This is a genomic window from Ottowia pentelensis, from assembly GCF_964341695.1.
The window spans coordinates 1,835,887-1,853,114 of the sequence record NZ_OZ224513.1 but is presented as its reverse complement, the minus strand read 5'-3'; the positions used below and the strand labels follow the sequence as shown (position 1 = coordinate 1,853,114).

Below are 17,228 nucleotides of genomic sequence, written 5' to 3'. Positions count from 1 at the left end.
CATTCGACAAGCGCGGACAGCTATGAATCGAGGAGCGTCGGATGCGGCAGCGCAGGCACCGGCAGGCGCTCGCCGGCGCGCCCCTGGGCCAGGGCCGCCTGCCACGTCGGCACGCTGCGCGCGGGCTCGGCGCCCAGGCCGCGCACCACGCACACGCCGGCCGCGCCGCAGGCCGCCGCCTGCGCGGCCTGCGCCGGCTCCAGGATGCCGCCGATGGCCACCACCGGCAGGCCCGCCATGCGCACCCACCAGGCCAGGTTGTCCAGCCCCTGCGGCCGCCAGGGCATGGCCTTGGTCAGCGTGGGCCACACCGGGCCGCAGGCCACGTACCAGGGCGCCAGGGCGCGCGCGCGCGCCAGCTCCCACAGGCTGTGGCTGCTGATGCCCAGACGCAGGCCGCTGGCGGCCAGCTCGGCCCGGCCCGCTGCGCCCAGCGCCAGCAGGTCTTCCTGCCCCAGGTGCACGGCCACGTGCGCCCTGTCGCCCGCCGCCAGTTCGGCCGCCAGGCGCCAGTGGTCGTTGACGACCAGCGTGGCGCCCGCCGCGCGACAGGCAGCCAGCGACTGCGCGATGGCGGCGCGCAGCGCAGCGTGCCATTCGGCGTCCGGCCGCGGCGGGGTCTTGATGCGCAGCTGCACCGTGCGCACGCCGGCCTGCACCACGGCGCGCACGCGCTCGGGGGCATCGACGATGGCGTACACGCCCAGGCCCGCATCTTCAAACGAAATCGGGCTCTGGCCCGCATCCATCAAGCGCGAGCAGCTATCGAAATTGCAGTTTTCATCCCAGGACAGGCACGGCATCCGCTCGGGCTGCGTGGCAAAACCGGCACGCGCCGCCACCGGCCCCGCGCCCTGCCCGGCCGCGTGGCCATGCGCGATGGCGTGCGTGGCCGCCATCTTGGCCAGCACCAGCGCGTCGGCTGCGACAAAGCCCAGCGCCAGCGCGCAGGCGGCGCTGGTGGCGAAGGTGCAGCCAGTGCCATGAGTGTGCTTTGTTCCGATGCGCGGCAGCGCCAGCCAGCCGCGCGCGTGCGGGGTGTCGATCCAGTCGAGCGACCAACCTTCGGCCTGGGCGCTGTCGCCGCCGGTGATGGCAACGGCCGCCGCGCCGCCGGCGCGCAAGGCTTGCGCCAGGCCAGGCACGGCGGCGCCTTCGTCGGCCACCAGGCGCCGCGCCTCACGCTCGTTGGGCGTGACCAGCGTCGCGCGCGGCAGCAGCAGCTCGCGATAGGCGCGCAAGACCGACTCGTCGCCAAAGGCGGCGCCGGTGCTGGCGCGCAGCACGGGATCGATCAGCAGTGCCACGGGCCCGCGCGCGCGCAGCCGGTCGACCCAGCGCGCCACCACGGCCACGTTGTCGGCGCTGCCCAACAGCCCCGTCTTGATCGCCGCCGGCGGCATGTCGTCGGCCAGCGCGGCCAGCTGGGCGTCGAGCAGATCGGGGGTGACCGGCGCGACGCGCGTCACCGCGCGCGAGTTCTGCGCCGTGACGGCCGCCACCACCGGACACAGGTGCGCGCCGAAGGCTTCGGCCGCGCGGGCATCGGCCGACAGGCCCGCGCCGCCGCCGCTGTCGTTGCCGGCGATGCTCCACACGACGGGCCGGGGCACGGCGCTCATCCGATCAGCAGCGGGTTGCCCGTCACCGGCGTGCTGGCGACGGCAAAATCCTGCCGCGCCATCACGCCGGCCCGATACGCGGCGCGCCCGGCCTCGATGGCCTGCCTGAAGGCGCCCGCCATGCGCACCGGCTCGGGCGACTGGCTGACGGCGCTGTTGAGCAGCACCGCGTCATAACCCAGCTCCAGCGCCTGCGCCGCGTGGCTGGGCGCGCCGATGCCGGCGTCGACGATCAGCACCACGCCCGGCAGGCGTTCGCGCAGCAGGCGCAGCGCAAAGGGGTTGATGAGGCCCTGGCCCGAGCCGATGGGCGCGCCCCAGGGCATCAGCAGCGGGCAGCCGGCGTCGAGCAGGCGCTTGCAGGTGACCAGGTCGTCGGTGCAGTAGGGGAACACGGTGAAGCCGTCGCGCGCCAGTTGCCGCGCGGCCTCGACCAGCTCCAGCGGGTCGGGCTGCAGCGTGTAGTCATCGCCCACCACCTCCAGCTTGACCCAGGGCGTGTCGTACAGCTCGCGCGCCATGTGGGCCAGCTGCACCGCCTCGCGCGCCGTGGTGCAGCCGGCGGTGTTGGGCAGCAGGCGCGCGCCCTGCGTGCGCAGGGCGGCGCGGATGATGTCGACAAAGCCGTTGTCCGCGCCCGCGGCCAGCTGGCGCTTGAGCCCCACGGTGACGATCTGCGTGCCCGACGCGGCGATGGCGTCGGCAAGAATCTGCGGCGAGGGGTAGCCGGCGGTGCCCAGCAAAAAACGGCTGGACAGGTCGACGGCGCCGACGCGCCAGGGGTCGTCGACAGGAGCAAGACAGGCAGGCAATTCAGTCATGGAAGAAGCATCGAGGGTTCGCACAGTCTATGGCACGGCCGCGGTTTGGGCGGCTGTCAACGCGCCCCGACGGGAGGCCGTTGAAGGGGCGACGACGATCGTCCCGTGCCCTTGGCGGGCACCGCACGGCAGAACCCCAGAGTCCTTTCGGCCGCCGATTTTCCGATCGCCCCACAGGACTTTCACGGCCTTCAAGGATCATCATGTCGTTCCCGCATTTCGCCGCGGCGCCGCGCGCGCCATACCGCTTCGGACGCTGGCCGCTGAGCGCGCTCGGCTTGGCCGCCGCGCTGGCCGGCTGCACCACGGTGGTCGAGCAGCCGGTGGCCGTTCGTGCGGCGCCGCCGGTCGTTGCCGCGCCGGCGGTGGTCGAGCCGGGCCCGGTGGTCAGCGTCTACGTCGACCCGCCGCTGGTGCAGCCGCCGGCCGTGCTGGTGCCCTGGGCGCCACCGCCCCTGCTGGTGCAGGCGCCCCCGCCGCCGCCCTTTGCCGACGCCATCTGGGTGGGCGGCTACTGGGCCTGGCAAGAGCGCTGGGTGTGGTCGGCCGGCTACTGGGACCGCCCGCCGCACCCCGGCTACACCTGGTGCGAGCCGTACTACGAGCATCGCGGCGGCGCGGTGGTGTTCGTCAACGGCTTCTGGGCCGCGCCCGGCATCGCCTTCGTGCCGCCGGCGCCCACGCTGCATCTGTCGCTGTCGATCACGCTCGCCGGCGCGGCCGGCCTGGCGCCCATCGGGCCGGCCGGCGTGTTCGTGCCGGCGCCGCCCGGCTCGCGCCTGGGCCTGATCGTGCCGGCCCCCATCGGCACGGCGCCGGGGGTGGTCACCGCTGCGCCCGCCATCGTGCGCGAGGGCATGCGCGTGACCAACAACATCCATGTCGTCAACAACGTGACGCAGGTCACCGAGATCAACCGCACGGTGAACCAGGTGACGATCGAAGCACCGGCCAGCGCCACCGTCAACCACCAGGCCTTCCACGGCGCCGCACCGGCGCGCGCCGCGCTGGCGGCGGCCGCCCCGCCGCTGGCGCACTGGCAGGCCCCGCTGCCGCAATCGCGCGAGCGCATCAAGCTGGCGCCCGCCGGTCAGGCGCCCGTGGCCCTGCCGGCCGCGCAGCCGGTGCACGTGCTGCGCGCCGGCGCCGAGCCCCGTCCGCCCACGCCCCAGGCCCGCATGCCCGAGCCGCGCCGCCCCGAGCCACTGGCCACGCTGCCGCATGAGGAGCGTGCCGCGCCCGCGCCAGCGCACGTCGAACGCGCGGCGACCGAACCCGAACGGGCCCGCGCGCCGCAGCCAGCCAACCCGCGCGAGGCCATGGTCGAGAGCACGCGCCCCAAGAACATCGAAGCCAGGCCCGACGAGCAGGCCGCCCGCCTGCCGAAGCTCGACGAAGCACCACGCGAAGAGCGCACCCGCGAGCCACGGCCACGCGTGGCGCAGGCGCGTGAGCTGGAACCCCGCCCCACCCCGCGCGCGCCCCGCGCCACGCCGCCGCATCGGCCGGCACCGGCCCACCGGCCGGAGAAAAAGCGCGTCGAAGAGTGAGCCCATCGGCGCGGTGCATCGGCCTGCCATGCACCCGCCCTCAGCCGCCGACGATGGGCTGAAACAGCAGCACCTGGTCACCCGCGCGCAGCACGCGATCGCCGCGCGCGGCGCGCGCCACGAACTCGGCGTTGACCGCCGTGCTGACGGCCTGCGGCGCGTGGCCCAGCGCCTCGACCAGCTGCGCCAGCGTGGTGCCCGGCGCCACGTCGCGCGCGTGGCCGTCCACTTGAAGCGTGACGGTTGATGTTGACGGCGATGGGCTCATGCCAACTCCTGCTCGGTGTTCATCGCGGGCGCCCAGCCGGTCGACCGCAGGGCCTGCTCCACCAGCGCGGGCGCCAGCAGCCAGCCGTGACGAAACAGGCCGTTGATGCGCAGCAGGCGCGCGCCGTGTTCGACCAAGGGATTGTTGTCGGGCAAGGCCGGGCGCAGGTTGACGTCCAGCCGCTCGATGCGCGCCTCGGCCAGGGCCGACAGCACGCTGTGCGCGGCGGCCATCAGCTCGACCGCGCTGCGCAGGCTGACCGGCGAGCGGTCCTCGCTCTCGATCTCGCTGGCGCCGACAATCAGCTGGCGCGCCGAGCGCGGCACCACGTACACGCGATGGCGCGGGTGCAGCAGGCGCACCGGGCGCGTCAGGCCGTGGCCCGGGCAGTCCAGCGTGATGACCTCGCCGCGCACGCCGCGCACCGGCAGTGCGGCCTGGGCACCGACGCCGCGCACGTCGATCACGGCATCGAATGCCAGCACGCGCCCGTCGGCCAGGCGCAGCGTGCCGCCGCCCTCGCCCGCCTCCACGGCCAGCACGCGCCGGCCCCAGTGCCAATCGGCGCCGACCGCTCCTGAATACAGAGCAGCCATGGTGGCCACGGTGTCGATGAAGCCCTCGCCCGGCAGCAGCCAGGCGTGCGCCGGGCCCTGAATCGACGGCTCCAGCGCGCGCAGCGTGGCGGCGTCCAGCGGCTGCACGCCCTCCGTCGGACTGGCGGCGCGCCACTCGGGCGTGGCCACGGCCGCCTGCATGCGGGCCAGCACGCGCTGCGCCGCGCCCAGGTCGGCACGGTGCGCCAGCAGCAGGCTGCCTTGCACCGAGAAGAGCGGCCTGGGTTCAGGCAGCGCCGCCACGATCGACCGCCACAGCGCGATCGAGCGCCAGCCCAGGGCCGCGACCGCCGGCTCGGCGTTGTCCAGCTCGGCGATCGGGCTGAGCATGCCGGCCGCGGTAAAGCCGGCGGCGGTGGGCACATGGCCGGCATCCGGCGCCTGGCTGCGAAACACCGGCTCGGGGCCAGCGGCGGCGTCGAACATCTGCACCGCATGCCCGGCACGCGCCAGCCGCCAGGCCAGCAGGCGCCCCAGAAGGCCGGCGCCGGCAATGCCGACGCACAGTGATGAAGCCATGGACTTACTATGGTATCGATAGCTGCCCGCGCTTATCCAGCAAGCGCAGAACAGCGATTTGGCTTCAAATCTTGGTGATGGGGATGTAGAACTCGCCACCCTGGGCCGCGAACTCCTTCGACTTCTCCATCATGCCGGCCCGCAGTGCGTCGGCCTCGCTCAAGCCCTTGGCCGCAGCGAACTCGCGCACCTCCTGCGTGATCTTCATCGAGCAGAACTTGGGCCCGCACATGCTGCAAAAGTGTGCCGTCTTGCTGCTGTCCTTGGGCAGGGTTTCATCGTGAAACTCGCGCGCCGTGTCGGGATCGAGCCCGAGGTTGAACTGGTCTTCCCAGCGGAACTCGAAGCGCGCGTGGCTGATGGCGTCGTCGCGCGCGCGCGCCGCCGGGTGGCCCTTGGCGACGTCGGCCGCATGCGCGGCGATCTTGTAGGCGATGATGCCCTGCTTGACGTCGTCGCGGTCGGGCAGGCCCAGGTGTTCCTTGGGCGTGACGTAGCACAGCATGGCGGTGCCCATCCAGCCGATCATGGCGGCGCCGATGGCGCTGGCGATGTGGTCGTAGCCCGGTGCGATGTCGATGGTCAGCGGCCCCAGGGTGTAGAACGGCGCCTCGTGGCAGTGCTTCAACTGCTCGGTCATGTTGGCCTGGATCATGTGCATGGGCACATGGCCGGGGCCTTCGATCATGGTCTGCACGTCGTGCTTCCAGGCGACTTGCGTCAGCTCGCCCAGGGTGCGCAGTTCGGCGAACTGGGCTTCGTCGTTGGCATCGGCCGCGCAGCCGGGGCGCAGGCCGTCGCCCAGACTGAAGGACACGTCGTACGCCTTCATGATGTCGCAGATGTCCTCGAAGTGCGTGTACAGAAAACTCTCCTGGTGGTGCGCGATGCACCACTTGGCCATGATGGAGCCGCCGCGGCTGACGATGCCCGTCACGCGCTCGGCCGTCAGGTGGATGAAGGGCAGGCGCACGCCGGCGTGGATGGTGAAGTAGTCCACGCCCTGCTCGGCCTGCTCGATCAGCGTGTCGCGGAAGATGTCCCAGGTCAGGTCTTCGGCCACGCCGCCCACTTTTTCCAGCGCCTGGTAGATCGGCACGGTGCCGATGGGCACGGGGCTGTTGCGCACGATCCAGTCGCGCGTGGTGTGGATGTTCTTGCCGGTGCTCAAATCCATCACCGTGTCGGCCCCCCAGCGGATGGACCACACCAGCTTTTCGACCTCTTCCTCGATGCTGCTGGTGACCGCGCTGTTGCCGATGTTGGCGTTGATCTTCACGCGGAAGTTGCGGCCGATGATCATCGGCTCGATCTCGGGGTGGTTGATGTTGGCGGGGATGATGGCGCGGCCTTTTGCCACCTCGCCCCGCACGAATTCGGGCGTGATCACATCGGGGATCGTGGCGCCCAGCGGGTTGCCGCGCCGACGTGCCTCGCGCCTGGCGTCGCCCAGCAGTTCGCGCGTCCATTCCAGGCGGCCGTTCTCGCGCAGCGCGACGTATTCCATCTCGGGCGTGACGATGCCGCGCCGCGCGTAGTGCATCTGCGTGACGTTGCCGGTGTGGTTGGCGCCCGCCCTGGCGCGGCGCGGCTGGCGCTGCAGGCCGGCGGCGTCGGCGCGCAGTTGGGCGATGCGTTCGGCGCCCTGTCCACCCTGCTTGCCGCCGTCGTCCCCGATGTGGGCCAGGCGGCCTTCGTAGCATTCGGTGTCGCCGCGCTCGGCGATCCAAGGCGCGCGCACGCTGCCCAGGCCGCGGCGCACGTCGATGTCGGCCTGCGGGTCGGTGTAGGGCCCCGAGGTGTCGTACAGCGAGGCCGTGCGCCCGTTGGTCAGCCGCACGTCGCGCACCGGCACGCGGATGTCCGGCCGGCTGCCGGCGATGGCGCCCTTGGCGGACGCGGGCAGGGGCGCGCGCGTGACGGCGAGCAGTTGGTCGAGCTTTTCGGGGGCGTTCATGGCAGGTGTCTCCGGTGGGGTTGCCTCGGGTCGGGGCTCCGGGTCGCCTGCCGCGCCGGGCCTCGTCGAGAGGGGCCGGGCGCCGGGTGCGCTGCTCATCCTTACGCCGGTACTAGCCGGATCAAGTTGACGGGTTCGGCCACTGTGGCCATCTCAGCTCGCTCGCGCGGGCACCCCGGAGTGGCGGCCATCATAGCGCAGCGCGCCGTGCCACGCCATGCGCGCCGCCCGATCGCGCCAATACCCCTACAGCGCTTGACGGCCCGGCCGCGGCGTATCCTGATCAGCGACCGATGAACCCATCGCCGATGCCATGACCCAGGCCATTCCCGCCCACAACGTCCGCATCAAGCGCGCCTACGACGCGCCCGCGCCCGAGGACGGCGCGCGCATCCTGATCGACCGCCTGTGGCCGCGCGGCATCAAGAAGGAAAACCTGGCGCTGGCCGAATGGGACAAGGACCTGTCGCCCAGCACCGAGCTGCGCCAGTGGTACGGCCACGAGCCCGCGCGCTGGGACGAGTTTCGCCGCCGCTACGCGGCCGAGCTGCGCCAGCACGCGGATCGCTTCAATGCCCTGCGCGAGCGCGCGCGGCACGGCGTGGTCACGCTGGTGTTCTCGTCGCACGAGGAAAAGCTGAACAACGCCGGCGCGATGCGCGAATTTCTGCTGCATCCCGGCGGCCTGGACGACGTGCGCTGACGCCGCCGCCAAAACCTTGAAGGACACACCATGACGCAACGCATCAACTACGGCCAGGTCGCCCCCGATGGCCTGAAGGCCATGCTGGGACTGGAGAACTACGCGCGCGGCAGCGGCCTGGAGCATGCGCTGCTGGAGCTGGTCAAGACGCGCGTGTCGCAAATCAACGGCTGCGCCTTTTGCCTGGACATGCACACCAAGGACGCGCGCGCCGCCGGCGAGACCGAGCAGCGCCTGTACATGCTGGGCGCCTGGCGCGAGGCGGGCGCCATCTACACCCCGCGCGAGCGCGCCGCCCTGGGCTGGGCCGAGGCCGTGACCAAGCTGACCAACCAGGAGGTGAGCGACGCGGTCTACGACGCGGCGCGCGCGCAGTTCAGCGAAAAGGAGTTGGTCGACCTGACGCTGGCCACCATCGCCATCAACGGCTGGAACCGGCTGTCGATCCCGTTTCGCGTCGAGGCCGGCCACTACCAGCCGGCACAGCGCCACAAGGCCTGAGCCCGGCCCTTGCCCGCACGCCAGCACAAAACCCAGGAGCCCCCATGGACGAGCACCGCATGTACCCCAAGGTCGACGCCAACATCGCGCGCAAGCGGCGCGAGTTGGCGCCCAAGCAGATGGAGGCGTTTCGCGCCTTCAGCGCCGCCTGCTTTGCCGACGGCGCGCTGCCGGGCAAGATGAAGCAGCTGATCGCCGTGGCCGTGGCGCACACCACGCAGTGCCCCTACTGCATCCGCGGCCACACCGAGGCGGCGCTCAAGGCCGGCGCCAGCGAGGCCGAGATCATGGAAGCCATCTGGGTGGCTGCCGAGATGCGCGCCGGCGGTGCCTACGCACATTCGGTGCTGGCCATCGACACCATGGCCGCGCACGCGCAGGCCCACGGCGGCACGGCTGGCGGCTGACGTTCAGCGCCTGCGCTTTTCTCCGCGTTCGCGCGCCCGCCGCGCCTGGCGGCTTTCCTGCGCTCGCTTCGCCTCATCTTCCCGCTGGCGCCAACGCTGCTGCCAGCGGCGCGACAGCGAGCGCCCCAGCCAGAAGGCGCCCACCCCCGTGATGGCCGCGATGGCCACGCCCAGCGCGGAAAGGTCCTGGCCCCACATCACAGCACCCGCACGATGTCGCTGGGCTTGAAGCCCAGGTCCGCCGCCTTGCCCTTGCGCCCGCGCGCCGCGCGGGCGTTGTTCAGGCTGCGGATTTCAAGCTGCTCCTCGCGCGGTTTGCCGCCGCGCCCCACGCCGCTGATGCGCACGCTGCGCACGTAGGCCGCCGCGCCGGCCAGGCTGTCCTTGGCCTCCAGCTCGATCAGCTTCAGGCCGCGCCCGCCCTTGTCCATCACTTTCAGCTCGGCGATCTCGAAGGTGAGGATGCGCCCGCCGGTGGAGGCGCAGGCCACGTGTGTGGCCGCTATCGCGCCGATAGCTGCTGACGCTTGATCCACGGGCACTGGAGGCGTTTTTTGCTCTGAATCGAGCACGACGACCGAGGGCCGGCACACGCGCTCGCCCTCGCTCACGCTGACGAAGGCCTTGCCGCTGCGGTTGCGCGACAGCATGTCGCCCACGCGCGCCAGAAAGCCGTAGCCGCCCGAGCCCGACAGCAGCAGCACGGCGCCTTCGGGGCCGGCAAAGTAATGCAGCGCCTCGGTGCCCGATTCGAGTTCGATCAAGGTGGTGATCGGCTGCCCGTCACCCCGCCCGCCCGGCAGGCCCGCCACCGGCACGCTGTACACGCGGCCGTTGCTGCCGAACACCAGCAGTTGGTCGACGGTGCGGCATTCGAAGGTGGCATACAACGCGTCGCCCGACTTGAAGGCAAAGCCCGCCGCGTCATGCCCGTGGCCCTGGCGCGCACGCACCCATCCCTTGCTGCTGACCACCACCGTCACCGGCTCGTCCACCACCTTCACCTCGGCCACGGCCTTTTTCTCGGTCTGGATCAGCGTGCGGCGCGCGTCCTGAAATTCCTTGGCGTCGGCCTCGATTTCTTTCACCATCAGGCGGCGCAAGGTCGCGGGGCTGGCCAGCACGTCTTCCAGGCCGCCCTGTTCCTTGCGCAGCTCGGCCAGCTCCTGCTCGATCTTGATCGCCTCCAATCGGGCCAGTTGCCGCAAGCGAATGTCGAGGATGTCGTCGGCCTGCCGCTCGCTCAAACTGAAGCGCGCGATCAGCGCCGCCTTGGGCTCGTCCGCCTGGCGGATGATGGCGATCACCTCGTCGATGTTGAGCAGCACCAACTGTCGCCCTTCGAGGATGTGGATGCGCTCCAGCACCTTTTGCAGGCGATGCTGGCTGCGCCGCGTGATGGTCTGCTGGCGGAACGCGACCCACTCCTCCAGCATCTGCCGCAGGCTTTTTTGCACCGGCCGGCCATCGAGGCCGATGCCCGTCAGGTTGATGGGGCTGGACGTCTCCAGACTGGTGTGCACCAGCAGCGTGTTGGCCAGATCGTCGGGGGCTATGGTGCGGCTCTTGGGCTCGAACACCAGGCGCACCGGCGCGTCCTTGCTCGACTCGTCGCGCACGCCGTCCAGCACCGCCAGCACTGTGCCTTTGAGCTGGTTCTGCTCCTGCGTCACCGCTTTCTTGCCGGCCTTGAGCTTGGGGTTGGTCAGCTCCTCGATCTCTTCCAGCACCCTTTGCGACGAAGTGCCGGGCGGCAACTCGGTCACCACCATCTGCCACTGGCCGCGCGCCAGGTCTTCGATCTGCCAGCGCGCGCGCACCTTCAGGCTGCCGCGCCCGCTCTCGTAGGCCGCGCGGATGTCGCTTGAGGGGCTGATGATCTGCCCGCCGCCCGGGTAGTCCGGCCCCGGCAGCAGCGCGAACAACTCATCGTCGGTCAGTTTGGCGTTCTTCACCAGCGCCACGCAGGCATCGGCCACCTCGCGCAGGTTGTGGCTGGGGATTTCGGTGGCCAGGCCCACGGCAATGCCGCTGGCGCCGTTGAGCAGCGCAAACGGCAGGCGCGCCGGCAACTGGCGCGGCTCTTCGGTCGAGCCGTCGTAGTTGGGCACGAAATCCACCGTGCCCTGGTCGATCTCGGCCAGCAGCAGGCGCGTGATCTTGGCCAGGCGCGCCTCGGTGTAGCGCATGGCCGCCGCGCCATCGCCGTCGCGGCTGCCGAAGTTGCCCTGCCCGTCGATCAGCGGATAGCGCTGCGAAAAATCCTGCGCCATGCGCACCAGCGCGTCGTACGCGGCCGAGTCGCCATGCGGGTGAAAACGCCCCAGCACGTCGCCCACCACGCGCGCGCTCTTCACCGGCCGCGCCGGCACGTTGCCGCCCGCGCCGCCATAACCCAGCCCCATGCGCTCCATGGCGTAGAGGATGCGCCGCTGCACCGGCTTCTGCCCATCGGCCACGTCGGGCAGCGCGCGGCCCTTGACCACGCTGAGCGCGTATTCGAGATAGGCGCGCTGGGCGTACTGGCCCAGCGCAAGTTGGTCGCCGTCGTCCTCGGGGACGAACAGGTCGGGGGTGGTCAAATCATTCATGCTTCAGAAACACAAGTGGCAAGCGTCTCATTGACAAGCGCTACAAGCCAGCAAATCCAATACGTTCACATTGCCAAATAAGCTGCTGCCGTGCAAATGCCGATACCCCGCCAAGGATGCAATGCAAGCAAGTCGGTGTCGCCGCTGACGATAGTGCCTGCCCGCGCTGCGAGCGCCAACGAAAGGAACAGCTCGTCATCCGGATCGCGGCACACGCCGTGCGCTGCAGCCAGGTCACCCGCCGCCACGGTGACAAACACCGCATGTGCACGGATCAACGCAAGGATTTCGGCGCGCCGCTCGCGCGTCGCATAGCGATCGAACTTTGGCCGCAGGAGTGTGGCCTGCAGTTCAGCAATGGATTGATCGCAGGCCACCAGTGCGCCCGCTGCCAATGCGAAATCAAGCGCCTGCCACGGAACCGAATGCGGTCGCAGCGCAGCACTGACCAAGACGTTGGTGTCCAGAACAACCCGTGCGCTCCGGCTCATGCGCGCTGCCGTTTTTGCAGTGCACGGCGCTCAGCGCGCACGGCCTTGATTTCCTGAGCGATTTCTTCGTCGGTGATCTGCGGTGCATCGGCGGCGCGCTCCGCTTCAAAAAGCCGCGCATAGTCCTCCAACGCCTGTTGCGCCTGGGTACGACGCTCTAGCGCCGCCATCAGAATCTGCATGTCGGCAGGCCCGATGACATAGCCCGCCGTGCGCCCATGGCGCGTGACGGCCACAGGTTCGCGCTGCGCCATGTCAAGCAGTTGACCAAAGCGGTTCTGCGCCTCGGCGGAAGTAACTTGCTGCATCAGGAACTCCTAGGAAGATCAGATCAATCTCCCTATTTTAGCTATTTTGTACAAATTAGCCAAATTATCGAAATCACACATCCACATCCACCGCATCCCCATGCAACTCCATCAGCTCGCGCCGGGCGGCGGCCTCGCCCTTGCCCATCAGGCGGGTCATCAGCTCTTGCGTCGGCTGCAAGCCCAGCGCGCCCAGCTGGATGGGCAAGAGGCGCCGGGTGTCGGGGTTGAGGGTGGTGTCCCACAACTGCTCGGCGTTCATCTCGCCCAGGCCCTTGAAGCGGCTCACGCTCCACTTGCCTTCGGGCACGCCGTCCTTGCGCAGCTTGTCCTGGATGGCGGCCAGCTCGGCGTCGTCCAGCGCGTAGAGCTTGGCGGCGGGCTTCTTGCCACGCGCGGGGGCATCCACACGGTAGAGCGGTGGGCGGGCGACGTAGACATGCCCGGCCTCCATCAACCTGGGGAAGTGGCGGAAAAACAGCGTCAGCAGCAGCACCTGGATGTGCGCGCCGTCCACGTCGGCGTCCGACAGGATGCAGATCTTGCCGTAGCGCAGGTTGCTCAAATCCACCTCGTCGCCCGGCCCGTGCGGATCGACGCCGATGGCGACCGAGATGTCATGAATCTCGGTGTTGGCGAACAGGCGGTCGCGCTCGACCTCCCAGGTGTTGAGCACCTTGCCGCGCAGCGGCAGGATGGCCTGCGTTTCCTTGTCGCGACCCATCTTGGCTGAACCGCCCGCGCTGTCGCCTTCGACCAGGAACACTTCGTTCAATGCGATGTCGCGGCTTTCGCAATCGGTCAGCTTGCCCGGCAGCACCGCCACCCCGCTGCTCTTGCGCTTTTCCACCTTCTGGCCGGCGCGCTGGCGCGTTTGCGCGGCCTTGATGGCCAGCTCGGCCAGCTTCTTGCCCCACTCGACGTTGGCGTTCAGCCAGAGTTCGAGCGCCGGCTTGACGAAGCTGCTGACCAGCCGCACGGCGTCGCGCGAATTCAGGCGCTCCTTGATCTGGCCCTGGAACTGCGGGTCGAGCACCTTGGCCGAGAGCACATAGCTGGCGCGCGCAAACACGTCCTCGGGCATCAGCTTGACGCCCTTGGGCAGCAGCGCATGCAGCTCGATGAAGCCCTTGACGGCCTGAAACAGCCCATCGCGCAGGCCGCTGTCGTGCGTGCCGCCGGCGGTGGTCGAAATCAGGTTGACGTAGCTTTCGCGCACCGGGTGGCCGTCCTCGGTGAAGGCCAGCACCCATTGCGCGCCCTCGCCTTCGGCAAAGCTGTCGTCGTCCTTGCCGGCGTAGCCCTCGCCCTCGAACAGCGGGATCACCGCGTCCGCCGTCAGGCTTTGCTCCAGATAGTCGCGCAGGCCGCCCTTGTATTGCCAGCTTTGCGTGTCCTTCTTTTTCTCGTCGATCAGCTCGACCTTCACGCCAGGCAGCAGCACGGCCTTGCTGCGCAACAGGTGCACCAACTCGGCGTGCGGAATCTGCGCCGATTCAAAGTACTTGGGGTCGGGCCAGACGCGCACCGTGGTGCCCTGGCGGCGATCGCCCTCGCCCTGTTTGCGCAGCTGCAGCTTTTGCACCACGTCGCCACCCTCGAAGGCCATGGCGGCCACCTGGCCCTCGCGGTGGCTGGCCACTTCCATGCGCTTGCCCAGCGCGTTGGTGACCGACACGCCCACGCCATGCAAGCCACCCGAGAAGCTGTAGGCGCCGCCCGCGCCCTTGTCGAACTTGCCGCCGGCATGCAGGCGGGTGAAGACCAGCTCCAGCACCGGGGCTTTCTCTTCAGGATGCAGGCCGTAGGGGATGCCGCGGCCGTCGTCTTCCACGCTGACCGAACCATCCGCGTGCAGCGTCACGCGAATCTTCTTGCCGAAACCCGCCAGCGCCTCGTCGGCGGCGTTGTCGATCACTTCCTGGATGACGTGCAGCGGATTGTCGGTGCGGGTGTACATGCCCGGGCGCTGCTTGACGGGCTCCAAGCCCTTGAGGACGCGGATGGAGCCTTCGGAATACGTGGATGCGGATGCCATGGGCGGCGATTCTAGCGACGGGCCGGCGGCTGGCTGGGTTTAATCACAGTTGGCAAGCCGCCGTGCACGGGCCGCGCCCCTGCACAATCAAGACCATGACGCCCTCTCCTTCGGCCTCGACCCCTTCGCCCTCGCCCTGGGTGCGGCGCTTCTCCGCGCTGCTGGCGCCCGGCGCCTCGGTGCTCGACGTGGCCTGCGGCAGCGGCCGCCACATGTGCTGGTTTGCGCAGCGCGGCCATCCGGTCACGGGGGTGGATCGCGACCCGCAGGCGCTGGCCGCCGCACGCGCCTGGGGCGAAGTCGTCGAGGCCGACATCGAAGGCGGCCCCTGGCCCTTGCCCGGCCGGCGCTTTGGCTGCGTGGTCGTCACCCACTACCTGTGGCGCCCGCTGCTGCCGGCCATCGTCGGCAGCGTCGCGCCCGGCGGCGTACTGCTGTACGAGACCTTTGCCGCCGGCAACGAGACCGTCGGCAAGCCGTCGCGGCCCGACTTTCTGCTGCAGCCCGGGGAACTGCTGCGCGCCTGCCAGGGTCTGCACGTGGTGGCCTACGAGGACGGCTTTCTCGATGCGCCGGCGCGCTTCGTGCAGCGCATCGCTGCCGTGCGCGAGCTTGACGGCGCGCCGGCGACGCAGCCGCCGCCGCGCCATCCGCTGGCCGCCGTCTGAACCCGCCGGCCCGCCCCGCGCGGCACTAAAATGCCTGTTTCTTCCGACCAGACCCCACCGGACCCCATGACCCCCATCACCGGCAGCACCGTCGCTCTCGTCACCCCCATGCACGAAGACGGCAGCGTCGACTACCCCACCCTGCGCAAGCTGATCGACTGGCACATCGAGCAAGGCACCGACTGCATCGGCGTGGTCGGCACCACGGGCGAGTCGCCCACCGTCGACGTCGAGGAGCACCAGGAGATCATCCGCGTGTCGGTCGAGCAGACGCGCAAGCACACGGCGCGTCACGTGCCCGTCATGGCCGGCTGCGGCGCCAACTCCACGGCCGAGGCGATCGAGCTGGCGCGCTACGCCAAGAAGGTCGGCGCCGACTGCCAGCTGCAGGTGGTGCCCTACTACAACAAGCCCACGCAAGAGGGCCAGTACCGCCACTTCAAGGCCATCGCCGAGGCCGTGGGCGACCTGCCCATGGTGCTGTACAACGTGCCCGGCCGCACGGTGGGCGACATGCTGCACGACACCGTGCTGCGTTGCGCCCAGGTGCCGGGCATCATCGGCATCAAGGAGGCCACCGGCAACCTCGAGCGCGCGCAGTGGCTGATCCGCGACGTGCCCAAGGGCTTTGCCGTCTATTCGGGCGACGACCCCACCGCCGTGGCGCTGATGCTGTGCGGCGGCCAGGGCAACATCAGCGTCACCGCCAACGTGGCGCCGCGCCTGATGCACGAGCTGTGCGTGGCCGCCGTCGCCGGTGATCGCCGCACCGCCATGGACATCCAGTTCAAGCTGATGCCGCTGCACAAGCACCTGTTCGTCGAGGCCAACCCCATCCCCGTCAAGTGGGCGATGGCGCGCCTGGGCCTGTGCGGCCCCACGCTGCGCCTGCCCATGACCGAGCTGGCCGACGCCCACCAGGCCGTGGTGGAGCAGGCGCTGAAGAGCGCCGGCCTGCTCTGATCAATATCGTTTTCATAGCATCTTGCGCTTGCTTGGCGGGCGCAAACGCCCGGTTTCACTCAAAGGATCACTCCACGTGACGTTCGCTCAACGCCCTCTGCACGCCGCCCCGATCGTGGCCACGCTGGTGCTGGCCCTGGCCGGCTGTTCGAGCCTGGAGCCGGACAAGATCGACTACCGCAGCTCCGGGCGCGGCGTGTCGCTCGAGGTGCCGCCCGACCTGACGCAACTGCCCGGCCAGTCGCGCTACAGCGTGCCCGCCACCGTCACCGCCAGCGGCTACCAGGCCGGCCAGGCGGCCACGGCCGGCGCCACCAAGACCACCGTGCCCAACACCATCGCCGACGTGCACTACATGCGCGCGGGCGACGAGCGCTGGCTGCAAGTCGACCGCCCGCCCGAAAAGGTCTGGCCCCTGGTGCGCGACTTCTGGCTCGACAACGGCTTCCTGATCGCCGTCGACAACCCGACCACCGGCGTCCTGGAGACCGACTGGGCCGAGAACCGCGCCAAGATCCCGCAGGACATCATCCGCAACACGCTGGGCAAGGTGTTCGACTCGCTCTATTCCACCGGCGAGCGCGACAAGTTCCGCGTGCGCGTCGAGCGCGACGCCAAGGGCGGCACCGACATCTACATCACCCACCGCGGCATGGAAGAGGTCTACAACTCGGCCCGCCGCGACAGCACCGTGTGGCAGCCGCGAGCGCGCGACCCGGGCCTGGAAGACGAGTTCCTGCGCCGCCTGATGGTGGCCCTGGGCGTGTCGCAAGAGCAGTCCAAGGCCGCGCTGGCCAGCGCCTCGGCCGCCGCCGCGGCGGCCGGCCCGCAGGCGCGCGTCGTCAACCAGAACGGCGCCCCCGCCATCGCGCTCAGCGACGACTTCGACCGCGCCTGGCGCCGCGTCGGCCTGACGCTGGACCGCACCGGCTTCACCGTCGTCGACCGCGACCGCGCCAAGGGCATCTACTACGTGCGCTACGTCGACCCGACGATCGAGAAGAAGGAGCCCGGCTTCTTCAGCAAGCTGTTCGGCGGTGCCAGCGCGCAATTGCCCGCCATCCAGTACCAGATCGGCGTGCAGTCGCAAGGCAACGCCAGCCTGGTGACGGTGCAGGGCAGCCAGGGCGCGACGGTGCCCGAGAGCGACGTGCAGCGCATCATCAAGGTGCTGGCCGACGACCTGAAGTAAGAGCCGGGCGCG

At 70.0% G+C, this 17,228-nt stretch carries 17 protein-coding genes and 1 riboswitch; of the genes, 7 read left to right on the top strand and 10 right to left on the bottom strand.

Annotated features, from left to right (window positions below; genetic code table 11):
- Positions 1-20 precede the first annotated feature (20 nt).
- Both thiD and ACWHMB_RS09025 read right to left on the bottom strand, forming a co-directional pair.
- The gene (gene thiD / locus ACWHMB_RS09030; RefSeq protein ID WP_377479650.1) at positions 21-1,613 is read right to left on the bottom strand and encodes a bifunctional hydroxymethylpyrimidine kinase/phosphomethylpyrimidine kinase; all 1,593 of its coding nucleotides are present in this window, start codon (positions 1,611-1,613) and stop codon (positions 21-23) included.
- Between the two features lie 5 nt (positions 1,614-1,618).
- Positions 1,619-2,443 carry a thiazole synthase gene (locus ACWHMB_RS09025; protein ID WP_377479653.1) on the bottom strand — a complete coding sequence of 275 codons (825 nt, stop codon included), beginning with the start codon at positions 2,441-2,443 and terminating at the stop codon, positions 1,619-1,621.
- Positions 2,444-2,646: 203 nt separating this feature from the next.
- Here ACWHMB_RS09025 and ACWHMB_RS09020 point away from each other — a divergent pair, with 203 nt between their 5' ends.
- Positions 2,647-3,993 carry a YXWGXW repeat-containing protein gene (locus ACWHMB_RS09020; RefSeq protein WP_377479656.1) on the top strand — a complete coding sequence of 449 codons (1,347 nt, stop codon included), beginning with the start codon at positions 2,647-2,649 and terminating at the stop codon, positions 3,991-3,993.
- Between the two features lie 40 nt (positions 3,994-4,033).
- Here ACWHMB_RS09020 and thiS read toward each other — a convergent pair whose 3' ends face one another.
- The 3 genes from thiS to thiC form a co-directional block, all read right to left on the bottom strand.
- Positions 4,034-4,261 (bottom strand): sulfur carrier protein ThiS, encoded by a 228-nt coding sequence (gene thiS / locus ACWHMB_RS09015; RefSeq protein ID WP_293225710.1) that lies wholly within the window; start codon positions 4,259-4,261, stop codon positions 4,034-4,036.
- Complete coding sequence (locus ACWHMB_RS09010; protein ID WP_377479659.1) at positions 4,258-5,397, bottom strand: FAD-dependent oxidoreductase; 1,140 nt, start codon at positions 5,395-5,397, stop codon at positions 4,258-4,260. The genes thiS and ACWHMB_RS09010 overlap by 4 nt, the downstream gene beginning before the upstream one ends.
- 64 nt (positions 5,398-5,461) lie before the next feature.
- Complete coding sequence (thiC, locus tag ACWHMB_RS09005; protein ID WP_377479662.1) at positions 5,462-7,354, bottom strand: phosphomethylpyrimidine synthase ThiC; 1,893 nt, start codon at positions 7,352-7,354, stop codon at positions 5,462-5,464.
- 80 nt (positions 7,355-7,434) lie between these two features.
- A riboswitch (TPP riboswitch) is annotated at positions 7,435-7,542 on the bottom strand.
- Between the two features lie 125 nt (positions 7,543-7,667).
- Here thiC and ACWHMB_RS09000 point away from each other — a divergent pair.
- Genes ACWHMB_RS09000 through ACWHMB_RS08990 form a run of 3 tightly spaced genes read left to right on the top strand, consistent with a single transcriptional unit; the run spans position 7,668 to position 8,965 of the window.
- The gene (locus ACWHMB_RS09000; RefSeq protein ID WP_377479665.1) at positions 7,668-8,057 is read left to right on the top strand and encodes a DUF488 domain-containing protein; all 390 of its coding nucleotides are present in this window, start codon (positions 7,668-7,670) and stop codon (positions 8,055-8,057) included.
- 30 nt (positions 8,058-8,087) lie between these two features.
- On the top strand, positions 8,088-8,558 hold the full coding sequence (locus ACWHMB_RS08995) for a carboxymuconolactone decarboxylase family protein (RefSeq protein ID WP_377479668.1): 471 nt from the start codon (positions 8,088-8,090) through the stop codon (positions 8,556-8,558).
- A gap of 44 nt (positions 8,559-8,602) precedes the next feature.
- Complete coding sequence (locus tag ACWHMB_RS08990) at positions 8,603-8,965, top strand: carboxymuconolactone decarboxylase family protein (RefSeq protein ID WP_447648511.1); 363 nt, start codon at positions 8,603-8,605, stop codon at positions 8,963-8,965.
- 3 nt (positions 8,966-8,968) lie between these two features.
- Here the strand turns inward: ACWHMB_RS08990 and ACWHMB_RS08985 are convergent, their stop codons facing one another.
- The 5 genes from ACWHMB_RS08985 to ACWHMB_RS08965 all read right to left on the bottom strand — a co-directional run bounded on the left by ACWHMB_RS08985 (position 8,969) and on the right by ACWHMB_RS08965 (position 14,393).
- Positions 8,969-9,163 (bottom strand): hypothetical protein, encoded by a 195-nt coding sequence (locus ACWHMB_RS08985; protein WP_447648510.1) that lies wholly within the window; start codon positions 9,161-9,163, stop codon positions 8,969-8,971.
- On the bottom strand, positions 9,163-11,556 hold the full coding sequence (gene parC, locus ACWHMB_RS08980; RefSeq protein ID WP_377479676.1) for a DNA topoisomerase IV subunit A: 2,394 nt from the start codon (positions 11,554-11,556) through the stop codon (positions 9,163-9,165). Before parC ends, ACWHMB_RS08985 begins: the two co-directional genes overlap by 1 nt.
- 65 nt (positions 11,557-11,621) lie before the next feature.
- Entirely contained in the window at positions 11,622-12,047 is a 426-nt protein-coding gene (locus ACWHMB_RS08975) for a putative toxin-antitoxin system toxin component, PIN family (protein ID WP_293225724.1), read from the bottom strand.
- Positions 12,044-12,355, bottom strand: a complete 312-nt coding sequence (locus ACWHMB_RS08970; RefSeq protein ID WP_293225726.1) for a type II toxin-antitoxin system prevent-host-death family antitoxin — start codon at positions 12,353-12,355, stop codon at positions 12,044-12,046. The genes ACWHMB_RS08975 and ACWHMB_RS08970 overlap by 4 nt, the downstream gene beginning before the upstream one ends.
- Before the next feature lie 73 nt (positions 12,356-12,428).
- The gene (locus ACWHMB_RS08965; protein WP_293225728.1) at positions 12,429-14,393 is read right to left on the bottom strand and encodes a DNA topoisomerase IV subunit B; all 1,965 of its coding nucleotides are present in this window, start codon (positions 14,391-14,393) and stop codon (positions 12,429-12,431) included.
- A 95-nt stretch (positions 14,394-14,488) separates the two neighbouring features.
- Between ACWHMB_RS08965 and ACWHMB_RS08960 the strand changes: the two genes are divergently transcribed.
- The 3 genes from ACWHMB_RS08960 to bamC all read left to right on the top strand — a co-directional run bounded on the left by ACWHMB_RS08960 (position 14,489) and on the right by bamC (position 17,216).
- Positions 14,489-15,061 carry a class I SAM-dependent methyltransferase gene (locus ACWHMB_RS08960; RefSeq protein ID WP_293225730.1) on the top strand — a complete coding sequence of 191 codons (573 nt, stop codon included), beginning with the start codon at positions 14,489-14,491 and terminating at the stop codon, positions 15,059-15,061.
- Positions 15,062-15,091: 30 nt separating this feature from the next.
- The gene (gene dapA / locus ACWHMB_RS08955) at positions 15,092-16,024 is read left to right on the top strand and encodes a 4-hydroxy-tetrahydrodipicolinate synthase (protein ID WP_377479680.1); all 933 of its coding nucleotides are present in this window, start codon (positions 15,092-15,094) and stop codon (positions 16,022-16,024) included.
- Positions 16,025-16,100: 76 nt separating this feature from the next.
- Positions 16,101-17,216 (top strand): outer membrane protein assembly factor BamC, encoded by a 1,116-nt coding sequence (gene bamC, locus ACWHMB_RS08950; protein ID WP_293225733.1) that lies wholly within the window; start codon positions 16,101-16,103, stop codon positions 17,214-17,216.
- Positions 17,217-17,228: the final 12 nt, after the last annotated feature.